This window comes from Leifsonia shinshuensis, assembly GCF_022606355.1.
Lineage (GTDB): Bacteria > Actinomycetota > Actinomycetes > Actinomycetales > Microbacteriaceae > Leifsonia > Leifsonia shinshuensis_B.
Map to the genome: position 1 here is coordinate 1 of NZ_JAHHZQ010000003.1, position 24,638 is coordinate 24,638.

17 protein-coding genes, 1 tRNA gene, 1 other RNA gene and 1 pseudogene are annotated in these 24,638 nt (G+C 71.5%); 1 reads left to right on the forward strand and 19 read right to left on the reverse strand.

Going from position 1 to position 24,638, the window contains the following annotated elements; all coding sequences use genetic code 11:
• Nucleotides 1-15: 15 nt before the first annotated feature.
• From KNO15_RS11595 to ffs, 18 genes and pseudogenes are all read right to left on the reverse strand, one after another.
• On the reverse strand, nt 16-690 hold the full coding sequence (locus KNO15_RS11595; RefSeq protein WP_241703907.1) for a thymidine kinase: 675 nt from the start codon (nt 688-690) through the stop codon (nt 16-18).
• 28 nt (nt 691-718) lie between these two features.
• Nucleotides 719-1,393, reverse strand: coding sequence for a response regulator transcription factor (locus KNO15_RS11600; RefSeq protein WP_241703908.1), 675 nt, complete (start codon nt 1,391-1,393; stop codon nt 719-721).
• Nucleotides 1,390-2,601 carry a hypothetical protein gene (locus KNO15_RS11605; protein WP_241703909.1) on the reverse strand — a complete coding sequence of 404 codons (1,212 nt, stop codon included), beginning with the start codon at nt 2,599-2,601 and terminating at the stop codon, nt 1,390-1,392. The genes KNO15_RS11600 and KNO15_RS11605 overlap by 4 nt, the downstream gene beginning before the upstream one ends.
• Complete coding sequence (locus tag KNO15_RS11610; RefSeq protein WP_241703910.1) at nt 2,598-3,791, reverse strand: sensor histidine kinase; 1,194 nt, start codon at nt 3,789-3,791, stop codon at nt 2,598-2,600. Before KNO15_RS11610 ends, KNO15_RS11605 begins: the two co-directional genes overlap by 4 nt.
• Nucleotides 3,792-3,951: 160 nt before the next feature.
• Nucleotides 3,952-5,060 (reverse strand): annotated as a pseudogene (locus KNO15_RS11615) (Rv2578c family radical SAM protein).
• Nucleotides 5,061-5,114: 54 nt separating this feature from the next.
• Complete coding sequence (locus tag KNO15_RS11620; protein ID WP_241703911.1) at nt 5,115-6,725, reverse strand: ABC-F family ATP-binding cassette domain-containing protein; 1,611 nt, start codon at nt 6,723-6,725, stop codon at nt 5,115-5,117.
• A gap of 265 nt (nt 6,726-6,990) precedes the next feature.
• Entirely contained in the window at nt 6,991-8,493 is a 1,503-nt protein-coding gene (locus KNO15_RS11625; protein WP_241703912.1) for a malate:quinone oxidoreductase, read from the reverse strand.
• A gap of 165 nt (nt 8,494-8,658) precedes the next feature.
• Nucleotides 8,659-9,732 (reverse strand): aspartate-semialdehyde dehydrogenase, encoded by a 1,074-nt coding sequence (locus KNO15_RS11630; protein WP_241703913.1) that lies wholly within the window; start codon nt 9,730-9,732, stop codon nt 8,659-8,661.
• Nucleotides 9,733-9,817: 85 nt separating this feature from the next.
• A complete protein-coding gene (locus KNO15_RS11635) occupies nt 9,818-11,104 on the reverse strand; it encodes an aspartate kinase (RefSeq protein WP_241704658.1) in 1,287 nt (428 codons plus the stop codon).
• Nucleotides 11,105-11,295: 191 nt separating this feature from the next.
• Complete coding sequence (recR, locus tag KNO15_RS11640; RefSeq protein ID WP_208039964.1) at nt 11,296-11,892, reverse strand: recombination mediator RecR; 597 nt, start codon at nt 11,890-11,892, stop codon at nt 11,296-11,298.
• Between the two features lie 4 nt (nt 11,893-11,896).
• Complete coding sequence (locus tag KNO15_RS11645; protein WP_241703914.1) at nt 11,897-14,440, reverse strand: DNA polymerase III subunit gamma and tau; 2,544 nt, start codon at nt 14,438-14,440, stop codon at nt 11,897-11,899.
• 35 nt (nt 14,441-14,475) lie between these two features.
• On the reverse strand, nt 14,476-15,744 hold the full coding sequence (locus KNO15_RS11650) for an acyl-CoA thioesterase/BAAT N-terminal domain-containing protein (protein ID WP_241703915.1): 1,269 nt from the start codon (nt 15,742-15,744) through the stop codon (nt 14,476-14,478).
• Nucleotides 15,741-17,054 carry an acyl-CoA thioesterase/bile acid-CoA:amino acid N-acyltransferase family protein gene (locus KNO15_RS11655; RefSeq protein ID WP_241703916.1) on the reverse strand — a complete coding sequence of 438 codons (1,314 nt, stop codon included), beginning with the start codon at nt 17,052-17,054 and terminating at the stop codon, nt 15,741-15,743. Before KNO15_RS11655 ends, KNO15_RS11650 begins: the two co-directional genes overlap by 4 nt.
• On the reverse strand, nt 17,051-18,364 hold the full coding sequence (locus KNO15_RS11660; protein WP_241703917.1) for an acyl-CoA thioesterase/bile acid-CoA:amino acid N-acyltransferase family protein: 1,314 nt from the start codon (nt 18,362-18,364) through the stop codon (nt 17,051-17,053). The genes KNO15_RS11655 and KNO15_RS11660 overlap by 4 nt, the downstream gene beginning before the upstream one ends.
• Nucleotides 18,365-18,427: 63 nt before the next feature.
• Entirely contained in the window at nt 18,428-19,621 is a 1,194-nt protein-coding gene (locus KNO15_RS11665) for an acetate/propionate family kinase (RefSeq protein ID WP_241703918.1), read from the reverse strand.
• Nucleotides 19,618-21,756, reverse strand: a complete 2,139-nt coding sequence (gene pta, locus KNO15_RS11670) for a phosphate acetyltransferase (protein WP_241703919.1) — start codon at nt 21,754-21,756, stop codon at nt 19,618-19,620. The genes KNO15_RS11665 and pta overlap by 4 nt, the downstream gene beginning before the upstream one ends.
• Nucleotides 21,757-21,758: 2 nt before the next feature.
• Entirely contained in the window at nt 21,759-23,225 is a 1,467-nt protein-coding gene (locus KNO15_RS11675) for a DUF1254 domain-containing protein (protein WP_241703920.1), read from the reverse strand.
• A 139-nt stretch (nt 23,226-23,364) separates the two neighbouring features.
• An RNA gene (ffs, locus tag KNO15_RS11680) (signal recognition particle sRNA small type) lies at nt 23,365-23,461 on the reverse strand.
• Between the two features lie 99 nt (nt 23,462-23,560).
• Here ffs and KNO15_RS11685 point away from each other — a divergent pair.
• Nucleotides 23,561-23,648, forward strand: a tRNA-Ser gene (locus KNO15_RS11685).
• A gap of 176 nt (nt 23,649-23,824) precedes the next feature.
• Here KNO15_RS11685 and KNO15_RS11690 read toward each other — a convergent pair.
• Nucleotides 23,825-24,574: a TetR/AcrR family transcriptional regulator C-terminal domain-containing protein gene (locus KNO15_RS11690; RefSeq protein ID WP_241703921.1), complete on the reverse strand. Its 750-nt coding sequence runs from the start codon at nt 24,572-24,574 to the stop codon at nt 23,825-23,827.
• Nucleotides 24,575-24,638: the final 64 nt, after the last annotated feature.

Below are 24,638 nucleotides of genomic sequence, written 5' to 3' on the forward strand. Positions count from 1 at the left end.
TAACCGAGATGCGCATCAGCTGAAGTCCGAATCCGGTTCGCTGTCGTAGGCGGTCGCCGCACTCACGGGCCAATGCCTCCGACCGTTGTTGAGGACGCCGTGGCTCTCGTCCAGATAGCAGTTGCCGCACAGCGCCTCGTAGCTGACCGCGGCGCCGTCGATGGCGACCTGGTCGCCGTCGAACACGAAGACGCCGTCGATCTTGCGTGCGTTGAAGATCGCCTTGCGGCCGCAACGGCAGATCGTCTTCAGCTCCTCGAGGCTGTGGGCGACCTCCAGGAGGCGCCTGCTGCCGGGGAATGCGACCGTCTGGAAGTCGGTCCTGATGCCGTAGGCGAGCACGGGGATGTCGTCGAGCAGCGCGATCCGCAGCAGGTCGTCGATCTGCGCCTCGGTCAGGAACTGGGCCTCGTCGACCAGCAGGGCGCTCACATCGCGGTCGAAGCGCTTGATCGTGCGTTCCCGGTGCTGCTGGAACCTGCCGTACGCGTCGGTCTCCGGGGCGATCAGAAAGTCCACCTGCCGGGTCACGCCGAGCCGCGAGAGGATGCCCATGTCGCCCTTGGTGTCGATCTCGGGCTTGGCGAGCAGCACGCGATGTCCGCGCTCCTCGTAGTTGTACGCAGCCTGCAGCATGGCCGTGCTCTTGCCGCTGTTCATCGCGCCGTAGCGGAAATACAGTTTTGCCACGGGCCAATCCTATGCGGGCGCCGGCGCCCTAGGTGAGGTAGCCGTCCTCCGCGGCGCGGCGGATGAGGTCCGCGCGCGAGCTCGTCGGCCTGCCGACCTTGCCGTACTTCTCGCGCACACGCCGCAGGTACGTCTTGGCTGTCTCGTACTGCACGTTCATCGCGCGAGCGACCTCCGACGTCGTGCGCCCGTCCGCGTACAGCACCAGTGCCTGCCGTTCTCCGTCGCTCAACTTGGGTCGGGAGGCCTCCGGAACCGTCGGACGGGGACGCCAGGCCGGCTTCGGCTCAGCGCCGGAGCCGTCCCTGCCCATGGCGGCCAGCGACAGCGCGATCAGCTCCGACATCGGCTGGGTCTTCGTGACGTACGCGACCGCGCCCGCGGCGAGCGCCGCATCCCGGTCCTCCTGCGTGTCCACCGCGCTCAGCACCACGACCTTCGCGCCCGCCGCGCGGCACGTGCGGACGCGTGCGCCGATCGACACCGATTCGCGCAGCTGGAGGTCCATGATCACCAGGTCGGTCGGGAAGGCGTCGCTGTGCACGAGTTCCAGCCAGCTCCCCGCGCGCACCACGAGGTCGAACTCGGGCGCGTTCCGCTCGATCCAGGTGGCGAGACTGTCGAGGAGGATCTCATGGTCGTCGAGGATGGCGAGTCGGATCGGCGGGGACGAGGCTGCGGGGTGTGCTGTGGCGGTGCTCATGGTGCTCGCCTCCCAGGGTATGCGAATCGCACGGTGAAGCCTCCATCGCGCACCCGCATCGACGCCTCCATCGACACGGACTGCAGCGCGCTGAGGAACGGGACGAGCGCTGAGCGGAGCACGCGGCGCGACTCCTCCGCTCTGGCTGTGAGCAGGAAGACCGGGCTGTCCAGCCCGGAGACCACGATGGTCACGCTCGACGCGTCGAGTCCGGGGAGGCCGGCGATGGTGCCGACGAGGGCGCCGACGATCGCGCGCTGCTCCTCGCTCAGCACCCGGTCGAGCCGATCGGGATCCTCGACACGCGACCAACGCTCCTGCTCGTCCACGGCGCCACGGCGAGCGAGCGCCAGATCCACCGTCTCCGCCAGCCAGCTCCGGTCGACGGCCTCGACCGCCTCGCTGCGGAGGCGTGTCGCGATGATCCGCGCCCGCTCGCGGTCTTCCGGTGTGATCCGACCAGAGGCCAGCAGTTCGGTGAGGAAGGGCACGGCCTCTGCGTTGAGCGCGGTCGCCCGCTCCTGCGCGACCATCCGCTTGGCGACCTGCCTCAACTCGCCTTCCAATCGGAGCTGGCCGCCGCGGGCGACCTCCCGCCAACGCAGGGTCTCGCCCGTCATCGTCCAGGCGTAGCCGGCGCCGCCGCAGGCGAGGGCCAACACCGGGGACGCGGCGACCGTCGCGTAGACGGCGGGGTGGGTGGCGATGATGATCGACGATGCCTGCGCCGCGGCCAATCCGCCCAGGACCAGCGCGGAGGCCGCAGCGGTCGCGAGCACCTCGGGCACCGGTCGGTAGAGCGGCATCGCGGTGAGCAGCAGAGCGACCGCGATCTGGCCCCAGTCGTCCTGGATGCGCTGGTTGTGGCCCCACACCGCCGCGTCGAACAGCACCGCGGACGACAGCGCGACCCCGACGATGGCGAGATGCGACCACAGCCCGACGGGCGGGAGCCCCGGATGCGTGCGGATCGCGGCGACCGCGACAGCCAGCGTCAACACGACGAGCGACCACACGGCGAGAGCGGGGCTCCGCAGCTGCTCCTGGTGCACCACCGTCGAGTACACCGCGTACCCCAGCGCAACGACACCGATCAGCGGCACCAGAAGCCACGCGGATTGCACGCCGAGCGGATCCAGTCGCTGCGGGGTCCGCTCGACCGGCACGGACCGGTAGCGCACGATCGTCTCGTCGATCACGGTGTTCATGCGCTCTCCACCGTCGGCAGGGTCATGATCACGGTCGTGCCGACGTCCTCGCTCGAGTAGATGGTCACCGTGCCGCCGACCTTGCTGATCCGGTCGTGCACCGACTGCCGCAGGCCCAGCCGATCGGCGCCGGCGGATGCCACCGCGAATCCGCGGCCGCCGTCCACCACCATGACGGAGACCGACCCGTCGCCGGATGACACGGCCACCTCCGCGGTCGCGCTGCCCGAGTGCCGCAAGACGTTCACCAGGCACTGCCGCACGGCGAGCCCGACCGCGCGCCGCGAGTCGTCCGCCAGCCGGGCGACCGCGTCCCTGTCGCCGGAGACATCGACGGCGAGCCCCTCATCGCGGGCGTCCTCGATGGCTCGCCGCAGTTCGCTCTCATACCAGGGCTCGTCGACCTGGCCAGCCGGTGGCTCCGATTCTGCGGGGAGGGCCGCCCCGCCGAGCGCGCGCAGGTCGGACTCGATGCGAGCGCGCAGCCGCGGCGGGAGCTCACCCGGCTCGGTCGCGGTGATGGCGGCGAGCTCGCTGAGCACGGTGTCGTGGAGGTCTGCGGTGGACTCCGCCAGCAGCTCGCGCCGCAGGTCGACGAGTCGGGCATCGCGAACAGCACGGTGGATGGCCGACTGGGTGCGCGACCGCGATCCACGCGTGAGCCCGTCGAAGGCGAGGACGCCGACGAGGAGCAGGTAGGCGCCGAGCGAGATCGCGTCAGGCCGGAAGTCGCGCCCCGCCGCGGTCGCCCCCACGAGCACGGCGGCCTCCGCGAGCGCGAATCCGAGGGTCGCCCAGAGGATCCCCGCGAGCGCACCGGTTCCCGTTCCGCCCACCAGCGTCATCGCGACGACCGGGAGCGCCACGACGAACAGATTGGTGTCCCGGTAGGCGGGTGTGCTCTCGAACAGAAGGTAGACGTACAGGAACGTGCACGCGGCACCGACCAGCAGGTACGCGACCGTCAGGACCACCGTGCGACCGCGTGCGAGCAGGAGCAGCAGCAGGATCATCGGCACCAGCACGAGGGTGCTGATCCAGGAGGCCGCGCCGATCGTCCCTCCCACCGTCGAGATGACGACGTTGACGACCGCCATCACCAGGCACACCAGAGCCGCCCACCGAGCCGCTGCGGCCAGCGCCTTGGAGTTGGCCGCCCGCGAGAGGTGGCTGGGAAGACCGAGCGACACCGGGCTCCTTCGGCGCGAGTGGGGGGCCGGCGGAACCCGCCGGAGGGCGACGCTCGATCGCGACGCCCCAGAGGGGATTATGGCAGTTCACCCGGCCGCTGTGTACCCCGGGCGCGCAGGCGCGTTGTACCCCGCGGCTGGAACCACGACGGGCATCCACTCAGAACAGCGTCGGCTGGACGCCGAGCGTCACGAGCGCCGACTCCGGTGCGACCTCCTGCGGCGCCACGCGCTCGACGGTTCGCCGTTCGCCCTCCGCGTCGCGCAGCATGCCGAGTGCCGAGGAGCGGACACCGCCCGTCAGCGGGTCTTCTTGCCCGCGTTCCAGACCGTGTGCGCGAATGAGCGGCTTGATGCGGGCGGCGAGCCACGCGCGGTACTCCTTGGGCGCGTAGGTGCCCCGCCCGTACATGGTGCGGTACCGCGGAAGCAGTTCGGGATGTTCGCGCCCGAGCCACAGGTAGTACCACTCCTTGACCCGGGTTTCAGGTGAAGTGCCGTGTAGAGAACGCTGGTGGCGCCGGCCTCCTTCGCCTGTCGCAGGGCCTCGTCGAGATGGGCGCGCGTGTCGGTCAGGTACGGGAGGATCGGCATGAGGAAGACCGAGCAGTCGAGGCCGTGCTCGCGCACGGCGGTGACGGTCGCCAGTCGCGCCTTGGTCGTCGGCGTTCCCGGCTCGACCGACTGCTGCAGTTCGTCGTCGTAGACGGCGATCGACAGGGCGAGGTCGACGGGGACGCGCCTCGACGCCTCGGCGAGCCGGTCGAGATCGCGCCGGAGCAGCGACCCCTTGGTGAGGATGCTGAACGGGGTTCCGGAGTCGGTGAGCGCGTCGATGATCCCCGGCATGAGCGCATAGCGCCCTTCGGCGCGCTGATAGGGATCCGTGTTGGTGCCGAGCGCGACCGGATGATGCGCCCAGCTCGGCTTCATCAGCTCGGTGCGGAGAACGTCGGCCACGTTGACCTTGACGATGATCTCCTGGTCGAAGTCTTTGCCCTGGTCGAGGTCGAGATAGCTGTGGGTGGGGCGGGCGAAGCAGTAGACGCAGGCGTGCGAGCAGCCGCGGTACGGGTTGATCGTCCAGCCGAAAGGCATCGGGCCTCCCCCGCCCGGGATCTTGTTGAGCGCCGACTTGGCGAGGATCTCGTGGAAGGTGATGCCCGCGAACTCGGGCGTGCGCACGGACCGCACCAGGTTGTTCAGCCGGGCGAGACCGGGCAGGGCCGACGGCGTCTCCACCGTCAGCTCCTGCCCGCTCCACCTCATGGAACTATTCGAACATATGTTCGAATGATCGTCAAGCGGGCGGTGGGCCCCACGTCACAGCGCGACCACCTCCCCGCTCCAGCGCTCGCGCAACCAGCGGTCGTGGCTGGCGACCACGACGGCGCCGGGGTAGCCGCCCAGCGCCTCCTCCAGCTCGGTCGCGAGACCGAGTGAGAGATGGTTGGTGGGCTCGTCGAGCAGGAAGACGTGCGGCGGCCGCGCCATGATGAGCGCCAGCGCGAGCCGGCGCTGCTGCCCGACGGAGAGCACGCCGACCTCCCTGTCGAGATCGCGCTGGGCGATCAGCCCGAGCCCGGACAGCGGAACGGACTCCGCCCGCCGCTCCCCCAGCGCCAGTTCGTAGATGCGCCGCGGCGTCTGCGTCAGGTCGGCGAAGCGCACGTCCTGCTCGAGGAGCTCGACCCGCAGTCCGCGACGGCGGTGCACCGTCCCGACGAGCGGGACGATCCGCCCCGCCAGAACCAAGAGCAGCGTCGACTTGCCCGCGCCGTTGGGCCCGGTCACCAGCACGCGCGAGTCAGCCCCGACCGCGAACCGGCCGAGTGTCAGCCGTCCCGGAACGTGGAGGTCGTCCGCCTGCAACAGCGATCCGGCCTCCTCGCCCAGACGCTGGAACCCCCCGGGGATCCCGGTGAAGCCCAACGGCTTCGGCGGCTTGGGCACCTGGGCCTTCGTCAGCTCGTCCAGCCGGCCGTCGGCGTTGCGGATCCGCCGGCTGATCTGCCGGTCGAGAGTGTTGCCCTTGTACGACTTGACGAACTTGTCGTTGTCCCGCACCTTGCCCGACCACGCGATCGAGCGCGCGGTCACGTCGACCGCGTGTCTCAGCGCCGCGAGCTCGGCCTGCTCGTCGGCGTACTGCTTCTCCCAGCGCGCCCGCTCGGCGGCCTTCTCGGCGAGGTAGGCGCTGTAGCCTCCCCCGAACACGGTCGCGCCGGTGCGCGTCGGGTCCAGATCGAGCAGGCCGGTGGCCGCCGAATCGAGGAAGGCGCGGTCGTGGCTCGCGAAGAGCACCGGACCGTTCCACGCGACGAGCTGCGACTCCAGGAACGCCGCCGCCGCGTCGTCCAGGTGGTTGGTCGGCTCGTCCAGCAGCAGTGCGTCGGGTCTGCCGAGCAGCAGCGCCGCCAGCGCGAACCGGCTCCGCTGACCCCCCGAGACCTCGGAAAGCCGCCGGGCCAGCGGGATGGCACCGACACCGAGACCGTCGAGCAGCGCGTCGCGACGCGACTCGGCCGACCAGACCTCCGCGCGCTCCGCGGCGCCGAGCGCCTCGTCGTAGCGCCTCGCGGCAGCCGGATCGTCGTCCGCCAGAGCGCGCGACGCGGCCTCCAGCTCGCGCTCGATCGCGCGCACCTCCGCGAGGGCGTCCTCCATCAGGGCGGCGAGCGTGTCGTCCGGGCGGAAGCGCACCTCCTGCCAGAGGAAGCCGACACGACGCGGCCGCGAGACGACGCCGGAGTCGGGAGCCTCGGCCCCTGCGAGCACGCGCAGCAGCGTCGATTTGCCGACGCCGTTCTCGCCGATCAGCCCGATGCGGGCGCCGGGCGGAACGGTCAGCGACACGTCGGAGAGCACACGCCGTTCGCCGTACCGCACCGAGATGCCGTCGGCGCGCAGCGGAGAGAGTGCGAGGGTATGCATGAGATCCACCTTCCGGGCGCTCCACGGGAGCAGATTCCCGCCGGGCGGACTTCCGTCGATGAGCAGTGCCGGAGCGCCCAGTTTGGATGACCAGTCAGAGCTGGGCGGCGCAGGACCTCTGGGGTCGCTCACTCGATCGACGGCGCCTCGGGCGCGGGACGAGAGGAGGTTCTCACTTCATAGCGTCGCCGACTCTAACAGGCCGACGACGCGACTGTCCAGTCGATCCGTACCGCGCGGTACGGATCGACGGCGCGAGGGGGTGTCAGGCCGTGGCGACCTGTCCGGCCGGGTGATCCGCCAGGTCGAGCACAGCGGCAGTCTCGGAGAGCACGCGCGCGGCCTCCTCCGGACGATCGTTGAGCGTCGTACCCACGGTCGGGATCAGCTTCTTCAGGGTCGGCAGCCAGCCGGCGTAATGGTCCGGGAAGCAGGTCTGCAGCAGGTCGATCATGATCGGGACCGCGGTCGACGCGCCCGGGGACGCGCCGAGCAGGCCGGCGATGGAGCCGTCGGCAGCGGCGATCACCTCGGTGCCGAACTGCAGCACTCCGCCCCGCTTCGGGTCCTTCTTCATCACCTGCACGCGCTGACCGGCCGTGATGAGCTCCCAGTCCTCCGACTTGGCGGTGGGCATGAACTCCTGCAGTGCCTTCATCTTCTTGGCGCGGTTGGCGAGCAGCTCGCCGACCAGGTACTTCACGAGGTCGAAGTTGTCGCGGGCGACGGCGAGCATCGGCCCCAGGTTGCCCGCACGCACCGAGCCGGGGAGGTCCCACCAGCTGCCGCTCTTCAGGAACTTGGGGCTGAAGCCGGCGTAGGGCCCGAACAGCAGGGAGGTCTCGCCGTCGACGACGCGGGTGTCGAGGTGCGGCACCGACATCGGCGGGGCGCCGACGGCGGCCTTGCCGTAGACCTTGGCCTTGTGCTGGGCGACGATCTTCGGGTCGGACGTCCGCAGGAACTGGCCGGAGATCGGGAAGCCGCCGAAGCCCTTGATCTCGGGGATGCCCGACTTCTGCAGCAGGTGCAGCGCGCCGCCTCCCGCGCCGACGAAGACGAACCGGGCGGTGGCCTCGTGCGGCGTGTGGCCGACCTCGTGACGCACCTTGATGCGCCAGAGGCCGTCGGACGTGCGCTTGATGCTGCGGACGCGGTGGTTGAGGGCGAGCTCGGCTCCGTTGTCGACGAGGTCGTCGAACAGCGCACGCGTGAGCGCGCCGAAGTCGACGTCGGTGCCCGCGGACTGCCGGGTCGCGGCGATGCGCTGCTTGGTGCTGCGCTTCTTGGTGAGCAGCGGAGTCCACTCGCCGATCGTCGCGGGATCTTCGGAGTACTCCATTCCCTCGAAGAGCGGCTGGTCCTTCAGCGCTTCATAGCGCTTGCGGAGGTAACGGATGTTGTCGCGGCCGCGCACGAAGGTCATGTGCGGCGTCGCGTTGATGAACGTGCGCGGGTCGGGCAGGTGACCGGCGGCGACGAGGGACGCCCAGTACTGGCGGCTCAGCTGGAACTGCTCGTTGATGCTGATGGCCTTGGCGGGATCGACGGAGCCGTCGGCGGCCTCCGGCATGTAGTTGAGCTCGCAGAGGGCGGCGTGGCCGGTGCCGGCGTTGTTCCACGGGTTGGAGCTCTCCTGGGCGACGGCGCCCAGCGACTCGTAGATGCGGATGCTCCAGTCGGGCTGCACGCGCTGGATCATGGAGCCCAGCGTCGCGCTCATGATGCCGCCGCCGATCAGGACGACGTCGATGGGATCAGTGCTCACCAGACAATCCTACGGTGAGCAGCGCGTGGCGCCCGTCGTCCGGCCCGCATCTGTCTCGACATCAAGACACCTCGCGGCGTGCCGAGGATGCGCCGAGGCGCCGAGGGGCACCCAAACGCCCTCAAAACCCCGTTTTAGGGGCGTTTGGGTGCCCTTCGGCGGGAGTCAGCCGGCGACGCGGCTGCTCAGCCGCTCGGCGACGAGCTCCGCGATCTGCACCGCGTTGAGCGCTGCGCCCTTGCGGAGGTTGTCGTTGCTGATGAACAGGGCGAGTCCGCGCCCCGCCGGAGCACCCTCGTCCGCGCGGATGCGGCCGACGAAGCTCGGGTCCTGGCCCGCGGCCTCCAGCGGCGTCGGCACATCGGTGAGACGCACACCGGGCGCATCGGCGAGGAGCTCGGTGGCGCGCTCGGGCGAGATCGGCGACGCGAACTCCGCGTTGATCGACAGCGAGTGGCCGGTGAAGACCGGAACGCGCACGCAGGTGCCGCTCACGAGCAGGTCGGGGAGGCCGAGGATCTTGCGGCTCTCGTTGCGGAGCTTCTTCTCCTCGTCGGTCTCGTTCTGCCCGTCGTCGACGATCGAGCCGGCCAGCGGGATGACGTCGAACGCGATCGGGCGCACGTACTTGACGGGCTCCGGCATCGCCACGGCGGAGCCGTCGTGCACGAGCTGGAGGAGGTTCTCGTCGGCGACCGCGGCGCGGATCTGGCCGGCGAGCTCCTCGGCACCCGCGAGCCCCGACCCCGAGACCGCCTGGTACGTGCTCACGACGAGCCGCTGGAGGCCGGCCTCCTCGTGCAGCACCTTGAGCACCGGCATGGCCGCCATGGTGGTGCAGTTCGGGTTGGCGATGATGCCCTTGCGCGCGTCGGCGATGGCCTCCGGGTTGACCTCGGAGACCACGAGGGGCACGTCAGGGTCCATGCGCCAGCCGCTGGAGTTGTCGATGACGATGGCGCCGGCCTCGGCGAACCGGGGCGCCTCGGCCTTCGAGCCGGTGGCGCCGGCAGAGAAGAGCGCGATGTCGATGCCGGAGACGTCGGCGGTCGCGACGTCTTCGACGGTGATCTGCTCACCACGGAACGGCAGCGTCGTGCCCGCCGAGCGCGAGGACGCGAAGAAGCGGATGCTCTTCACCGGGAAGTCGCGCTCCTCCAGCAGGCGGCGCATCACGCTGCCGACCTGGCCGGTGGCGCCGACGACGGCGATGTCGAAGCCGGGGGTGGTCTCGCTCATGGTGTGTTCCTTCGAGTCGTGGTCTGAAGTGTCGAACAGGAGGGCGCCCCGGCTCATTCCCCTGAGCCGGGCACCGCGATCGGAACTAGCGGCCGGTGCCGGCGTAGACGACGGCCTTCTCGTCGCCGTCGAGGCCGAAGGCCGTGTGCACGACGCGGGCGGCCTCCGCGACGGTGTCGGCGCGCGTGACGACGGAGATGCGGATCTCGCTCGTGGAGATCATCTCGATGTTGATGCCGGCCTCGAAGAGTGCCTCGAACAGCGCGGCCGAGACGCCCGTGTTGGTGCGCATCCCGGCACCGACGAGCGCCAGCTTGCCGATCTGGTCGTCGTACTGCAGCGACTGGAAGCCGACCTCGTCCTTCTCGGAAGTGAGCGCTTGCAGCACGCGCTGCCCCTCCGACTTCGGGAGGGTGAACGAGATGTCGGTGAGGCTGGTCGCCGCCGCCGAGACGTTCTGCACGATCATGTCGACGTTGGCGTTGGCCTTCGCGACGATCTTGAAGATCTGCGCCGCCTTGCCCGGGACGTCGGGCACGCCGACGACGGTGATCTTGGCCTCGCTCAGGTCGGTGGCGACTCCGGAGATGATGGGCTCTTCCACGGTTCCATCCTTCTTGGCGGCCTCGGCCGCCGCTGCTTCGTTGAGCACGTAGGTGCCCTCTTTGTTCGAGAACGAGGAGCGCACGTGCAGGGTCACGTTGTGCCGGCGGGCGTACTCGACGGCCCGGATGTGCAGCACCTTGGCGCCGGCCGCCGCGAGCTCGAGCATCTCCTCGCTGGTGATCCTGTCGATCTTGCGCGCGAGCGGCACCTGCCGGGGATCGGAGGTGAACACGCCGTCGACGTCGGTGTAGATCTCGCACACCTCGGCGCCGAGGGCGGCGGCGAGGGCGACGGCTGTGGTGTCGGAGCCGCCGCGGCCGAGCGTCGTGATGTCGCGGGTGTCGCGATTGAAGCCCTGGAAGCCGGCGACGATGGCGATCGCGCCCTCGTCGAGCGCGTCCTGGATGCGCCCCGGCGTGACGTCGACGATGCGTGCAGCGCCGTGCTGGGCGTCGGTGATCATGCCGGCCTGGCTGCCGGTGAACGAGCGGGCGTCGTAGCCCATGCTCTTGATCGACATGGCGAGGAGCGCCATCGAGATGCGCTCGCCCGCGGTCAGCAGCATGTCGAGCTCCCGCGGCGCCGGGATCGGCGTGACCTCGTGCGCGAGGTCGACGAGCTCGTCGGTCGTGTCTCCCATCGCGGACACGGCGACGACGACCTCGTTGCCGGCCTTGCGCGTCTCGACGATGCGCTTGGCGACGCGCTTGATGCTCTCGGCATTCGCGACGGACGAGCCGCCGAATTTCTGAACGATCAGGGCCACAGGCTCTCCAGAACTCACGGGAGTGACCATTCTACCGGCCGGGGATATGCCGGATCGGCCATGTGACGAAGCCCCGTACGGGCGCCGAGGGGCACGTTGTTGTCCTCTCCGGGGCCCGAAAGCGGCAACGACGTGCCCTTCGGCGCGGGGTGTGGACGCGAGGTGGGGGCGGGGTGGACGGGCGTGGCGTCTCAGGAGACCTGGCGGCGGCCCTCGAAGGCGCGGCCGAGCGTGACCTCGTCGGCGTACTCGAGGTCGCCGCCGACGGGGAGGCCCGACGCGAGTCGCGTGACCCGGATCTCGAGCGTGGTCAGCAGCCGGCTGAGATAGGTGGCCGTCGCCTCCCCCTCGAGGTTCGGATCGGTGGCGATGATGACCTCCTGCACCGTGCCGTCGGCGAGACGCTGCATGAGCTGGCGGATCCGGAGGTCGTCGGGGCCGACGCCGTCGATCGGGCTGATCGCGCCGCCGAGCACATGGTAGAGGCCGCGGAACTCGCGGGTCCGTTCGATGGCGACGACGTCTTTCGCCTCCTCGACCACGCAGATCAGCTCGGGCGAGCGCCGCGGGTCGCGGCAGATCGAGCAGGTCGCCTGCTCGGAGACGTTTCCGCAGATCTCGCAGAACCGCACCTTGTCGCGCACTTCGAGAAGCACTTCGGCCAGCCGGGTGACGTCGAAGCTCTCGGTCTGCAGGATGTGGAACGCGATGCGCTGCGCCGACTTCGGACCGATGCCGGGAAGGCGGCCGAGCTCGTCGATCAGCTCTTGGACGATGCCCTCGTACACGCCGCTACCTCATCCCTGGCGACGGAGGCGCGGGCAGCTCCTCGACGAACGTCGCCCCGAGGATCTCGCGCACCACGGCCTCGCCGTACCGCTGCGGCGCCTGGAACGTCGGAGTGCGCGACCCGGCGGCCGGCGCGGAACGCTCCGGCGCCTGGCGCTCGGCGGCGGGGCGGTCGGCGGCCGGCCGCTCGGCGGGACGGGTTCCTGCGGGGGCGGGACGCTGCGGCGCGGTCGCAGATGGGCGTGAGGACGCCACGGCGCCCTCGGCCGGGGCGGCCGCCCAGTCGCCCGCGGGCTCATCCGGCACCTCGGACTCGTACGGGGGCTCCGTCTCCTCCGGGGCCTCCAGGTCGTCCGGCGGCACATCATCGATCGACGGGGACATGGACGGAGACGTGGACTTCGCTGCGGCGGGTGCGGCAGGTCGTTCGGCACTGGTCTGCGGTCGCTCCAGGGTGGCGACGGCGACCGGCGCGGACGCCGGGATCGCGACCGTCGCCCATTCGGTGACGGCTGCGGACGGCGCCGCGGACGGCACGATCGACGACGCAGCGGGAGGCTCGACAGGGGCCGACGATGCCGGCTTCGCGGGCGACGCAGGCCCGGACGACGCGGGCGCGGGCGACGCGGGCGCGGGCGACGCCGAGGACGCGTTCGCCGCAGCGGTCGACGACGCGGGGCGCGCGGGGGTGGCTGCGGCCGCGGGGTCACCGTCGGCGCCGGGCCAGGTCGGCGCCTCCGGGGCGGAGGGCGCGCCAGCGCTCGGGCGGGCCGGCGCATCGCCGGACGGTGCACCGTCGGCGCGCGCGATGAACTTGACCCGGATGCCGAGGATGTCGATGATCGCCTGGCGCAAGTACTCGCTCACGCCCTGGCCGCCCGGCGTCTGCGGCTGGCGGAAGCTCTGCACATCGTTGTCGCTCGGGAAGGACAGCGTGAGCACGTCGCCCTGGAGCGAGCACAGCTGGGCGGTGAACACGACCATCCACGCGCTGCGCTTGGCGCGCTGGACCGCATCGAGGATCTGCGGCCACGAGTCTTTGACCTGCTGCGTCGTCACCGCTCCGATGGGCGCCGGCGCGGCCGCAGCGGGAGCCGCGGGCCCCGGCTCGTCGACACGGGAGGCCGCGGGAGCCGCGGGAGCCGCGGAGCGCTCCGGTGCTTTCGCGGCGGGCGCGACCGGCTCAGGGACCGACGCCTCCGAGTCGACCGGCACCGGGACGGCAGCCTCGGCGACGTCGGCCGCCGGGGAGACGGCCGAGGCACGCGCAGGAGCCGCAGCAGCAGGAGCCGCAGCAGCAGGAGCCGCAGCGGGCGCGGCGGCCGGAGCAGGAGCCGCACTGCGCGGCTCCGCACGCACCTCGTCCGCCCCGCTCGCGTCGCTGACGCCGACGCGGCGCTCGAGACGCTCCACGCGCGCCAGCGCACCGCGCTCGGTGTCGTCGCTGGACGGCACCAGGACGCGCGCGATCATCAGCTCGAGGTGCAGGCGCGGCGAGGTCGCCCCGGTCATCTCGGTCAGCGCGGCGTTGACGATGTCGGCGGAGCGGCTGAGCTCGGCCGCCCCGAACTTCATCGCCTGGACGCCCATCCGGTCGAGTTCGTCCTGCGGCACGCCGCGCAGCACGGCCGCCGCACCTTCGACACTCGTCGCGGCGACCACGATCAGATCGCGCAGCCGCTCGAGGAGGTCGTCGACGAACCGGCGAGGATCTTGCCCGGTCTGGATGACGCGGTCGACCGCGGCGAACGCGCCTGCGGCGTCGCGGGCGGCGATGGCGTCGATGACCTCGTCGAGGAGGGCGGCGTGGGTGTAGCCGAGGAGCGCGACCGCCCGCTCGTATTCGATCACGCTGCCCTCGGAGCCGGCCATCAGCTGGTCGAGGAGCGAGAGCGTGTCGCGCGGCGAACCGCCTCCCGCGCGCACGACGAGCGGCAGGACGCCCGGCGCGACGGTCATGCCCTCGCTGTCGCACAGCCCCTGGACGTACTCGAGCATCTGCGCGGGCGGCACCAGGCGGAACGGGTAGTGGTGGGTGCGCGACCGGATCGTGCCGATGACCTTCTCGGGCTCGGTGGTCGCGAAGATGAACTTCACGTGCTCCGGCGGCTCCTCCACGATCTTCAGCAGGGCGTTGAAGCCCTGCGGCGTGACCATGTGCGCCTCGTCGAGGATGAAGATCTTGTAGCGGTCGCGGGCCGGGGCGAAGATGGCCCGCTCGCGGATGTCTCTGGCGTCGTCGACGCCGTTGTGGCTGGCGGCGTCGATCTCGACCACGTCGAGGGAACCCGCGCCGTCGCGGCTGAGCTCGACGCAGCTCGCGCACTTTCCGCAGGGGGTGTCGGTCGGCCCCTCCGCGCAGTTGAGGCAGCGGGCCAGGATGCGCGCCGACGTGGTCTTGCCACAGCCGCGCGGCCCGGAGAACAGATAGGCGTGGTTGACCCGGTTGGTGCGCAGCGCCGTCATCAGCGGCTCCGTCACCTGAGACTGGCCGATCATCTCGGCGAAGGTGTCGGGCCGATAGCGGCGATACAGAGCGGTTACCACCCACACATGCTACTTGGCGCCGCCGACAATCCGCCTCAGTGCCCCGGGACCGACGAGGGCGCCGTCAGAGCCGTGAGGATGTCTGCCCACAGGGTCTCCCTCGCGCGCTCGGTCGGCTGCGCTGCGGGCGGCTCCGGCAGCAGCAACGGCGTGTAGGGCGGCAGGTAGAACAGGTGCGTCGCATCCGGCGCGCGCAGGTAGGAGTCGCCCTCCCTCGGCGGTCGTTTGTGCGCGGCCGCGTCGAGCCAGTCGCACCCGTTCGTGAGCTCCTCGTCGCGCCCGGCGCAGCCGAGCACCACCGGGCCGGGGATGCGCTCGATGTCGAGCACGGCGGCCTGAGCCGGATCGTGGGTCCCCGTGGTGCAGGGCACCCAGGCGCCGTCCACCGTCACCGCGGGGCTGGGCACCGGCGACGGGCAGATCAGGCCGGTCGTTCCTCCCGGCGCGATCGCCCCGTACACGGTGCCGGGGTAGGCGGCCGCCGCCCAGAGCGCGAGCTGCGCGCCGCGCGAGGTGCCGAAGGTGAAGATGCGCTGGTCGTCGACGCCCGGTTGCGACCGCAACCAGCGCAGTGCGGTGAGGAAGGTCTCGGCCGGCAGGCTGTGGAGCGGAGCGGCCTTCCCCGACGAACCGTAGGTCGACAGATCGAGCGTCGGGAAGCCGAGCGCGGCGAGCGTCGCGGAAGTGAGGACCCCGGACTGCTCGCCGGGATCTGTGCCGTCGAACACGATGACGCCGGGACGCACACCCTCGGCCGAGCTGGTGGGCTGGAAGTAGTCTCCCGTGATCCCGTCGTCGAAGACGGCCCGAGCGGGGGCCGCCAGGCTGAGCCCGGTGCGCTGCACGCGTGTCTCGGCGACCGGGCGGCCGCCCACCGAAGCCTGCAGATCGACGGAGAACGACGAACCGCCCCACATCACGTCGGAGGTCGCCGCCTCGCCGGTCGAGCTGCTCAGGGTCCAGAACAGCCCCATCCCGTCCGCGCCGGTGAACGGGGCCTCGATCGGGACGTCCCTGGCCAGGTCGACCACCCCGTCGGCGGGCACGGCGTAGACGGCCTGCGAGGTCCAGATGCCGCCGGGGCGCAGTGCGGCGTGGATGGTGACCTGCTGGCCGGGAGGGAGCGCCACGATCCGGATGCCGACTGGCTGCCAGACGGGGCTGGGGTTCGCGCTGAGCTGGAACCGCGGCCCCGTCGCGCCGGTCTGCGCGCCGCAGCCCGTCAGCGCGACCGCTGCGAGGGCGACGCCGGCCAGCGCCGCGAGGGCGCGGCGGACTGCTGTGCGGACCCGCGCAGTGTTCACGGCCCGATCGCTCCCTCCAGCAGGGCGGTCACCCGCGACCAGAATGCCACGCGCGCGTCCTCCGTCGCCTGCGCGATCTGCGGCGGGAGGTCGCCCAGGCCGACGGGGATCACCGGGGGCGCGCTCAACTCGCCCGCCGAGCCGTCGGCGACGAGCGTCTCGCCCGCCGCACGCGGCCCGCGCGCGGCGGCGCCCGCAGCCACCCAGTCGCACGCGCTCGGCAGCAGCTCGTCCGCGGTGCCGCAGGCCAGCAGCAGCGGCCCGGGGATGCGGCCGAGCGGCAGGATGGGCGTGTCGGCGATCGTCCGGGCGGGGTCTGCGCACGGGACCGGCCTGCCGTCGTCGAGCAGCGACGGCGCACCGGACGCCGACGCGCACAGCTCAGCCGTCGGGCCGCTGGCGGAGACGGCACCGTAGATCGCACCGGGCTCGGCCACCGCGAACCACAGCGCCAGCGGTGCGGCGGGCCCCGTTCCGTAGACGACGATGCGCCGGGGGTCGACGCCCGGCCGCCGCGCCAGCCAGGCGCGCGCGGCATCGAAGGTCTGCACGGAGAGCGCTGCCGAACCGGGGAGCTGACCCTCCGGCCCGAACGCGGGCAGCGTCAGCACGGGGAAACCGATCGCCGCGATCCTGCGCGCGGCGAACGCCCCGGAGGCCGCATCGTCGTCGCCGTCGATGAGCAGCACCGCCGGCCGCGGATGGACCAGCGTCGGCAGAGGCGTGTACAGGGTCCCGACCCGCAGGCCAGGACCGTTCGCGGGCGGCACGGCGTCGCCCGTCGCCGTGGCGTCCCGCGCGAGATCGGCGACGCTCACCTCGCGCTCGACGCTCTGCGCGGCCAGCGCCGAGCGCTGCACCTGCGTCGTCGCGACCTCCACCCCCTGCTGTCGAGCGGTCAGCTCGATGCGCACCGGTCCCTCGGCCCAGGCGCGCTTCAGGTCGGCCTGGCTCACCGAGGGGCCGCTCATGCTCCAGAGCAGCGCGGCGGCGTCCGGGCGAACGTAGGGGGCGGTGATCGGCTGCTGGGACGCGGTGTCGACGGCACCGGTCGGCGGCACCGCGTACAGGGCCCGCGACCTCCACTCCCCCGCCGGCGTCGTCGCCGTCGCGGTCAGGAGGACGTCCTGTCCCGGCCGCAGCCCTGTCAGCGAGATGACGACGGGGTCGTCCGTCGCGTTGCCGAACTGCGCGACGACGATCCGAGCGCCGCCGGCCGATGCTGTCACGCAGCCGGAGAGCGCCACGGCGGCCGCGATCACCGCCGCTGCTGCGCTCGGGAAGCGTCGGCGCCCCGCGCGCCCGTTCACGAGAGCACCGCCCGCAGCAGCTGCTGCCCCACGGCGTTCCAGAACGCGATGCGCGCGCCCTCGGTCGACTGCGCGTCGGCCCCGGACGGGCCGCGCGCGGACGGCAACGCGATCGGGAGACCGGGCGGGACGGTCACGGCATGCGCCGCGCCCGCCTGGATGAGCAGCTCGTCGCCGGCGCGCAGCGTCCGCGTCTGTGCGAGCGAGCGGAGGTCGTCGCAGGCGGGAGGGAACACCTCGTCGTCGCGGCCGCAGGCCAGCACGACCGGTCCGGCGACCTCCTGGATCGACGGAGGCGTCGTCGCCGGCCCGGGCTCGCGCTCGCACGGCAGGCCGACGCTCCCGGCGAAGACCGGTGACGCGCTCGATCCCGCCAGGCACAGCAGCGCCGGCGCCCCACCACCGGCGAACAGCCCGTGCAGCCGGCCCGGGAACGTCGTGGCCGCCCACACGGCCAGCTGCTCGGCCGCGCCGGTCCCGAAGGCGAAGACGTGCCGGGCGTCGACGCCGGTGCGGTGGTCGAGCCAATCGAGCACCGCCGCGACGGTTCCGCTGTCGATCACGGTCGAGACGTGCACGCCGTCGGGTGAGCTGACGGGGATGACGAACACCGACGCCCCGAACTGCGAGAGCACCGGGGCGGTGAACGCCGACGATGCTCCGGGCGACGGGTCGTCGAACATCAGCACGGCCGGCCCGACCGGTCTCTCGACGGAGGCGGTACTCCAGAAGGTGCCGACCTGCTCGTCCTCGTGGGTCTCGTGAGGCGGCGGCTGGCTGCCGACGCCCTCCGGACCGAGATCGTGCGTGTAGACCGCTGCGGTGTGCGAGGTGGTCGCGAGACCCTGGAGCTGGAAGGTGCGGCGGGCGACGACGCGATCGCCGTCGGACGCGGTCAGCGTCACCGGGCTCGCGTCGCGCATCCACTGCTGCGCGAGGTCCTCGGGCCCGAGCGACGGGCCGCGCAACGACCAGAACAGCCCGGCGGAGTCGGGCTGCGTGAACGGGGCGAGCTGCGGCCGGTCGTGGGCGAAGTCGATCGTCCCGTCACCTCCGACGTCGTAGGTGGCGCCCGAGGTCCAGGTGCCGCGTGCCGAGCTGAGAGTGGCCGTGATCCGCAGCCGGGCGCCGGGCTGCGCACCGATCAGCTGCAATGGCACGGGCCAGAGCACCGAGCTGAACCGGATCAGCGGCGGAGTGACGAATCGCGGTCCGGTCGGACCCGCCCCGGCGGCGCACCCGCTCAGGGCCGCGACGAGGGCAAGGCCGGCGACGACGGCGTTCGCCACAGCGGCGCGCAGTGAGGCCACCCGGCCGGCCCTTCCGACCCGCCCGGCCCCGCCGCCGCGCCGCCGCATGCCGCACCTGCCCGCTCAGCCCGCGCCGACCGCCTGCAGGGACTGGCGCGCGATCTCGAGCTCCTCGTCGGTGGGGACGACGAGCACGGTCACGCGGGAGTCGTCGGCGGAGATGCGCCTGGCGTCGCTCGAACCGGCGGCGTTGCGCTCCGGGTCGAGCCGGATGCCCAGTGCCTCGAGCCCCGTGCACACCTCGGCGCGCAGCCTCCAGTCGTTCTCGCCGATGCCCGCGGTGAAGGTCAGCACGTCCAGGCCGCCGAGCAACGCCGTGTAGGCGCCGATGTAGTGCTTGAGCCGGTGCACCGTCGTGTCGAGTGCCAGTCGTGCGGCGGCATCCCCCGACTCCGCGGCATGCCGCACGTCGCGCATGTCACCGTGGCCGGAGAGTCCGAGCAGGCCGCTGCGGCGGTTGAGCAGCTCGTCGAGGTCGTCGATCCCGAGGCCGGCGCGCCGCGCCAGGTGCACGAGCACCGCGGGGTCGAGGTCGCCGGACCGGGTGCCCATCACGAGTCCCTCCAGCGGCGTCATCCCCATCGAGGTGTCGACCGACCGGCCCGCGTCGACCGCGCACGCGGACGCGCCGTTGCCGAGGTGGAGGACGATCTGCTTCAGCTCGCCGAGCGGGCGGCCGAGGAACTCCGCCGCCGCTCCGGACACGTACTTGTGCGAGGTTCCGTGGAACCCGTACCTGCGCACCCGGTGCTTCTCGGCCAGCGCCGCGTCGATCGCGTAGGTGTAGGCCTCCGGCGCGAGGGTCTGGTGGAACGCGGTGTCGAAGACGGCGACGTGCTGCACGTCGGGGAAGGCCGCCTTCGCAGCCCGGATGCCCTGCAGGTTGGCGGGGTTGTGCAGCGGAGCGAGGTCGGCGAGGTCTTCGATGTTGATCTCGACCAGCGGCGTCACGATGGTCGGCTCGAAGAAGCGCTTGCCGCCGTGCACCACCCGGTGACCGACCGCGGCGAGCGGATGGTCGTCGAGGCTCGGCCCCTCCGCCCCGAACGCGTCGAGCATCACCCGGAAAGCCGCAGTGTGATCCGGGATCGCGAGTGTGGTCTCCCACTTGCCGCGCGGCCCGGTGTGCCGGAGGTGTCCCGACGGCTCGCCGATGCGCTCGATCAGCCCGGAGGCCAGCACCTCCTCGCTCGCGGCGTCGATCAGCTGGTACTTGAGCGACGACGAGCCGCTGTTGACCACCAGCACGGCGCTCATGAGAGCGCCGCCTGGATCGCGGTGATCGCGACCGTGTCGACGATGTCGTCGACCGTCGCGCCGCGGGAGAGGTCGTTGATCGGCTTGCGGAGCCCCTGCAGCACCGGTCCGATCGCGACCGCGCCCGCGCTCCGCTGCACCGCTTTGTAGGTGTTGTTGCCCGTGTTGAGGTCGGGGAAGATGAACACCGTCGCGCGTCCGGCGACCTCCGAGCCGGGCATCTTGGCCGCTCCGACGGCCGCATCGGCCGCCGCGTCGTACTGGATCGGGCCGGCGACGGCGAGCTGCGGCTCTCGCTCGCGCACGAGCTCCGTCGCCGCGCGCACCTTGTCGACATCCGCGCCCGCCCCCGAGTCGCCCGTCGAGTACGACAGCATCGCGACGCGCGGGTCGATCCCGAACTGCTCGGCCGTGCGCGCGGACGAGACCGCGATGTCGGCCAGCTGCTCGGCCGTCGGGTCCGGCACGACGGCGCAGTCGCCGTAGACCAGCACCCGGTCGGCCAGCGCCATCAGGAAGACGCTGGACACGACGGACACGCCCGGGCGCGTCTTGATGATCTCGAAGGCGGGCCGGATGGTGTGCGCCGTCGTGTGCGCCGCCCCGGAGACCATGCCGTCGGCGAGGCCGAGATGCACCATCATCGTGCCGAAGTAGGAGGCGTCGGTGACCGTGTCCGCCGCCTGATCCACGGTGATGCCCTTGTGCGCACGGAGCTTCGCGTACTCGTTCGCGAAGCGGAGCCGCAGGACGTCGTCGAACGGGCTGAGCACCTCCGCCCTGCTGAGGTCGAGGCCGAGCTCGATCGCCCGTGAGCGCACCTCGAACGGCTCGCCGAGGATCGTCAGCCGCGCGACCCCGCGCGACAGCAGAGTGGCGGCGGCACGCAGGATCCGGTCGTCCTCGCCCTCCGGCAGCACGATGTGCTTGTCGGCGGCGCGAGCGCGCTCGATGAGGTCGTACTCGAACATCAACGGCGTGACCACCTGGTGCCGAGAGACGTCGAGCAGGGCCAGCAGGCGGTCCGCGTCCACGAACCGTTCGAAGAGGGCGAGCGCCGTGTCGTACTTGCGCTGCGAGTCGGCGGCCAACCGGCCACGGGCGTGCGTGATGCGCACGACGGTCTCGTAGGTGTCCAGGGTGGTGCGCACGATCGGCAGCGGCGAACGGAGTCCGGAGAGCAACCGCTCGATGGGCTCCGGGAGGTCGAAGCCGCCGTTGAGCACGATGCCGGCGATGGACGGGAAGGTGCCGGACGAGTTCGCCATCAGGACGGCGAGCAGCACCTCGGTGCGGTCTCCCGGCACCACGACGACCGCGCCCTCCACGAGACGCGGGAGGACGTGGTTCATCGACATGCCGGCGACGACGACCCCGAGGGCCTCTCGCGCGAGCAGCTCCTCGTCCCCTCCGATCAGGGTGGCTCCCGTGACCTCCATGATCGAGCGGATGCTGGGCGCCACCAGGAAGGCGTCCTCCGGGATCGCCCACACCGGGGGCAGCTCCGGCCCCGACGCGACCGCTGTGCCGGCGCCGGCGACCGCCTCGGCGACGGCCGCGACGATCTCGTCGAGCCGGTCGGCATCGGCCCGGTTCGCGATCACCGCGACCACACCGGCGTGCTCGTCGCGCAGCTCGGCGAGGGCGAGCTCGGCCAGCTGCCGCAGATCCTCCGGCGTGCGCGGGTCGGCCTGGCCGAGCCGCTCACCGAAGCCCTGGCCGATGCGTCCGCCCAGCACCAGCAGAACCGGCGCTCCGAGATTCGCGGCGATGCGGGCGTTGTACCCGAGCTCGGTGGGGCTGCCGACATCGGTGTAGTCGGAGCCGAGGATCACGACAGCGTCGCAGCGCGCCTCCACCGCCCGGAACCGCCGCACGATCTCGCCCAGGGCGGCGTCGGCGTCGGCGTGCACGTCCTCGTAGGTGACACCGATGGCCTCCTCGTAGGTGAGGTCGGCGCTCACCCGGTCGAGCAGCAGCTCGAGCACATAGTCGCGCTCGACGGCCGAGCGCGCGATCGGCCGGAACACGGCGACGCGGCCGACGGAGTGCCGCAGCGATTCGAGCACGCCGAGGGCGACGGTGGACTTGCCGGTGTGCCCCTCCGCGGAGGTGATGTAGAGCGAACGGGCCACGGTCAGCGGGTCTCCTCGTCGATCGGCGGTGTGGTGTCGTGGTCTCGGTGGTCGTCGGAGACGGCCAGGCCTGCGTGGTCGGCGTGGTCGGCGTGGCCGGCGTGGTCGTCTGTCGCGACCCGCTCGATGGGCGAGAGCCGATAGCTGCCGTCGAGCACCGCCGGCCCCGGCGCGTAGAGCCGCAGCAGCGGCCGGAACGCGCCCTGCGGAGCGGGAAGCCAGTTGGCCACCGCCGTGTCGTCGGCGGGGCGCGCGGCACTCATCGTGATCGTGAGGCCGCCGTCGGCGTCGTACACGATCCCCGGCGTGCGGTCGCCCAGCGAGTAGCGCCCGATCGGGTTGTCGACGAGGTAGTACTGCGGGAGGTCGTACATCGTGACCGACCAGAAGGCGCCGACCGGAGGGGTGGGGTGCAGCCGCAGGCGGTACTCGTGCTCACCGGTCAGGGCCTCCCCGTCGGCGTCCACGTAGGTCGGGAAGTACGCCGCCTCGTAGCCGTGGTTGCCCCAGAGCCCGCCGAGCGCCGCCGCAGCGCGGTGCGCGTAGCGGGTCGTCGGGTCGGGCAGCTGCCAGGCCGGGCTGTCGATGGCGCCCACCTCGAAGAAGTCGACGTTGTAGTCGAAGACGTGGAGGTTCACCTGCCAGCCGTCGACAGGCGGGATGGCGGTGTGCAGCGAGGACTCCAGCGCCTGCTTGCCGACGGCGTAGCCCTCCTCGAGCGCGTCGCGGACGTCCTCGGGAAGATCGGCGGCCGGGGTCGGGCCGGCGAGCCCGAGCGGTGCGTAGGTCGCGAGCGTCCGCCTGTCGTGCTCGGCGGGCGGGAAGGCCTGCGACCACACCCGCATCCGCTCGAAGAAGGTGAGCGCCTCGCTCGGGGCGGGCGCGACCTCCGGCACGCCGGCGCCAGGCGCGAACGACTCGCGGGTCTGCGTCAGCGTCAGCGCATCCTGCAGGGCGTGCACGGCCGGGAGGTCGTCCTCCCCCGCGACGGCCCAGCGACCGACGATCGTGCCGATGCGGGTCGGGAACCGGATGACGGTCGCGCCGTCGGCGTCGGCCGCCTCGCCCTCGCCTTCGCCCTCCGGCGGGACCAGCAGGAACCGGCCGGCGGCGGAGCCGGTCGCGCGCGTGCCGACGTAGGCGAAGTTGTTCGTCCAGGCGTCGACGAACTGCAGCACGTAGTAGCGGTCGCCGGTCGCGGGCACCTCGAGCAGCAGCGGCCCGACGCCCAGGTCGAGCTGCGCGATGGAGTAGACGGTGTCGTTGTTGACCGAGACGAACTCGGTCTCAGGGCCGGCGAGGGTGCGGGCGTGGCCGAAGCTGTTGTACGGCGTCGGCGGCACAGCCCCGAGCCCCACCCGCGTGACGCGGTCGACCTGTTCGAGATCGAACACGAGCGGAAAGCCGACGACATACGCTTCGGACGCCAGCTCGGCGATCCCGTGCTCCACGGATACCTGCTCGGTCATGCGCGCACCTCGACTCGTCGGAGTGTCATTCTACAAAGCGTAGAACAGTCTGGAGGGTGTTGGAAAGCTGCAGTGCTGCCCACACTCTACGCGGCGCGGATCATGCCATCCTGAACACGAACCGCCCGGCCCCGAACACGAAAAAGACCCCCCACGCACCCGCCAGAGCCCGGTTACCCTTGCTGCGTTTCCGCCCTGGGGGAGTTGGCCTGGATGGCGCCACGTGGGGAGCCGCGAAACAGTCTAGCGGCTCCGGCTGGGAGGCCGTGCACAACGCCACCTCCGGCGTCCGCTAAGATATTGTGAGCCGTCGCCCGCAAGGCGGAGGCAACCCAGGAGAATTCGCCTAGTGGCCTATGGCGCACGCTTGGAAAGCGTGTTGGGTGCAAGCCCTCGGGGGTTCGAATCCCCCATTCTCCGCCAGTTTCCCATTTGCGCCGCGGGGTGCGCGCACAGCGTCCACCGGGGGGTTCGAATCCCCCATTCTCCGCCAGTTTCCCATTTGCGCCGCGGGGTGCGCGCGCCGCGTCCACCGGGGGTTCGAATCCCCCATTCTCCGCCAATGTCATAAGACGACGAAGGCAGCGAGATCCGCGTGATTACGCAGAGGTCGGGGCCTTTGCCGCTTTCCCACCCGGGCCGAATCGGCCCTCCGAGTGCCCCGCTGTGATCTCACCGAATCGGGCGCGCAGCCCGTCCAGGATCGCGTGCAGTCCGATCGCGAAGGCTCCGTCAGCCGGCGGCGTGGCTCCGATCGCCGCCGCTCGGGCGGCGTAGGCGGAGGCGAACGAGGGAACACGTGCCTCTTCTCCGGCCGGGTCGAACATGTCGCCCGGGGCGACCGCGTCGAGCGCCGAGCCGAGGATGAACGACTCGACCGCGACGATCGTCGACAGCACTTCCTCCTCCGGCCATCCCGCCCGCACCATCGCCGCGACGACCGTGTCGTACATGCGCAGTGTGCGGCGCGCTCCCCTGACCGGGAGTGTGGCGAGGAGCGCAATCGTCGGCGGGTGCGTCGCGAACGCGACCCGGTACGAGTAGGCCCATTGCTGCATCGCTTTGTCCCACGGCTCCGTAGCGAAGGCGCTCACGTCGATCCGGTCACTGATGAGTTCGCGGACACCGGCGATCACGTCCTCCTTGCCGTCGACGTGGTTGTAGAGGGCGCTGGGCCGCACCCGGAGGGCCTGCGCGAGCCGGGACATCGTGAAGCCGTCCGCGCCGCTCTCGTCGAGCAGCCGGAGCGCCGCCTCGGCGATCAGCGAGCGGGTCAGCACGGTCGTGGTCGGGCGCCCGACGCGACGCGCCGGGCGATCGATTTCGCCGTTGCTCTTCCCCTGGGGCACGTTCACACCCTAGTATCTGACGAAATAAAAGAACGTCATTCATTTTGTGGAACCACACGGAGGT

Excerpts from the sequence above, each read along its gene's own strand:
- KNO15_RS11620 (WP_241703911.1), bottom strand. The coding sequence starts at position 6,725 with ATGCATACCCTCGCACTCTCTCCGCTGCGCGCCGACGGCATCTCGGTG.
- KNO15_RS11630 (WP_241703913.1), bottom strand. The coding sequence starts at position 9,732 with ATGAGCGAGACCACCCCCGGCTTCGACATCGCCGTCGTCGGCGCCACC.
- KNO15_RS11665 (WP_241703918.1), bottom strand. The coding sequence starts at position 19,621 with ATGAGCGCCGTGCTGGTGGTCAACAGCGGCTCGTCGTCGCTCAAGTAC.
- KNO15_RS11605 (WP_241703909.1), bottom strand. The coding sequence starts at position 2,601 with ATGAACACCGTGATCGACGAGACGATCGTGCGCTACCGGTCCGTGCCG.
- KNO15_RS11600 (WP_241703908.1), bottom strand. The coding sequence starts at position 1,393 with ATGAGCACCGCCACAGCACACCCCGCAGCCTCGTCCCCGCCGATCCGA.
- KNO15_RS11675 (WP_241703920.1), bottom strand. The coding sequence starts at position 23,225 with ATGACCGAGCAGGTATCCGTGGAGCACGGGATCGCCGAGCTGGCGTCC.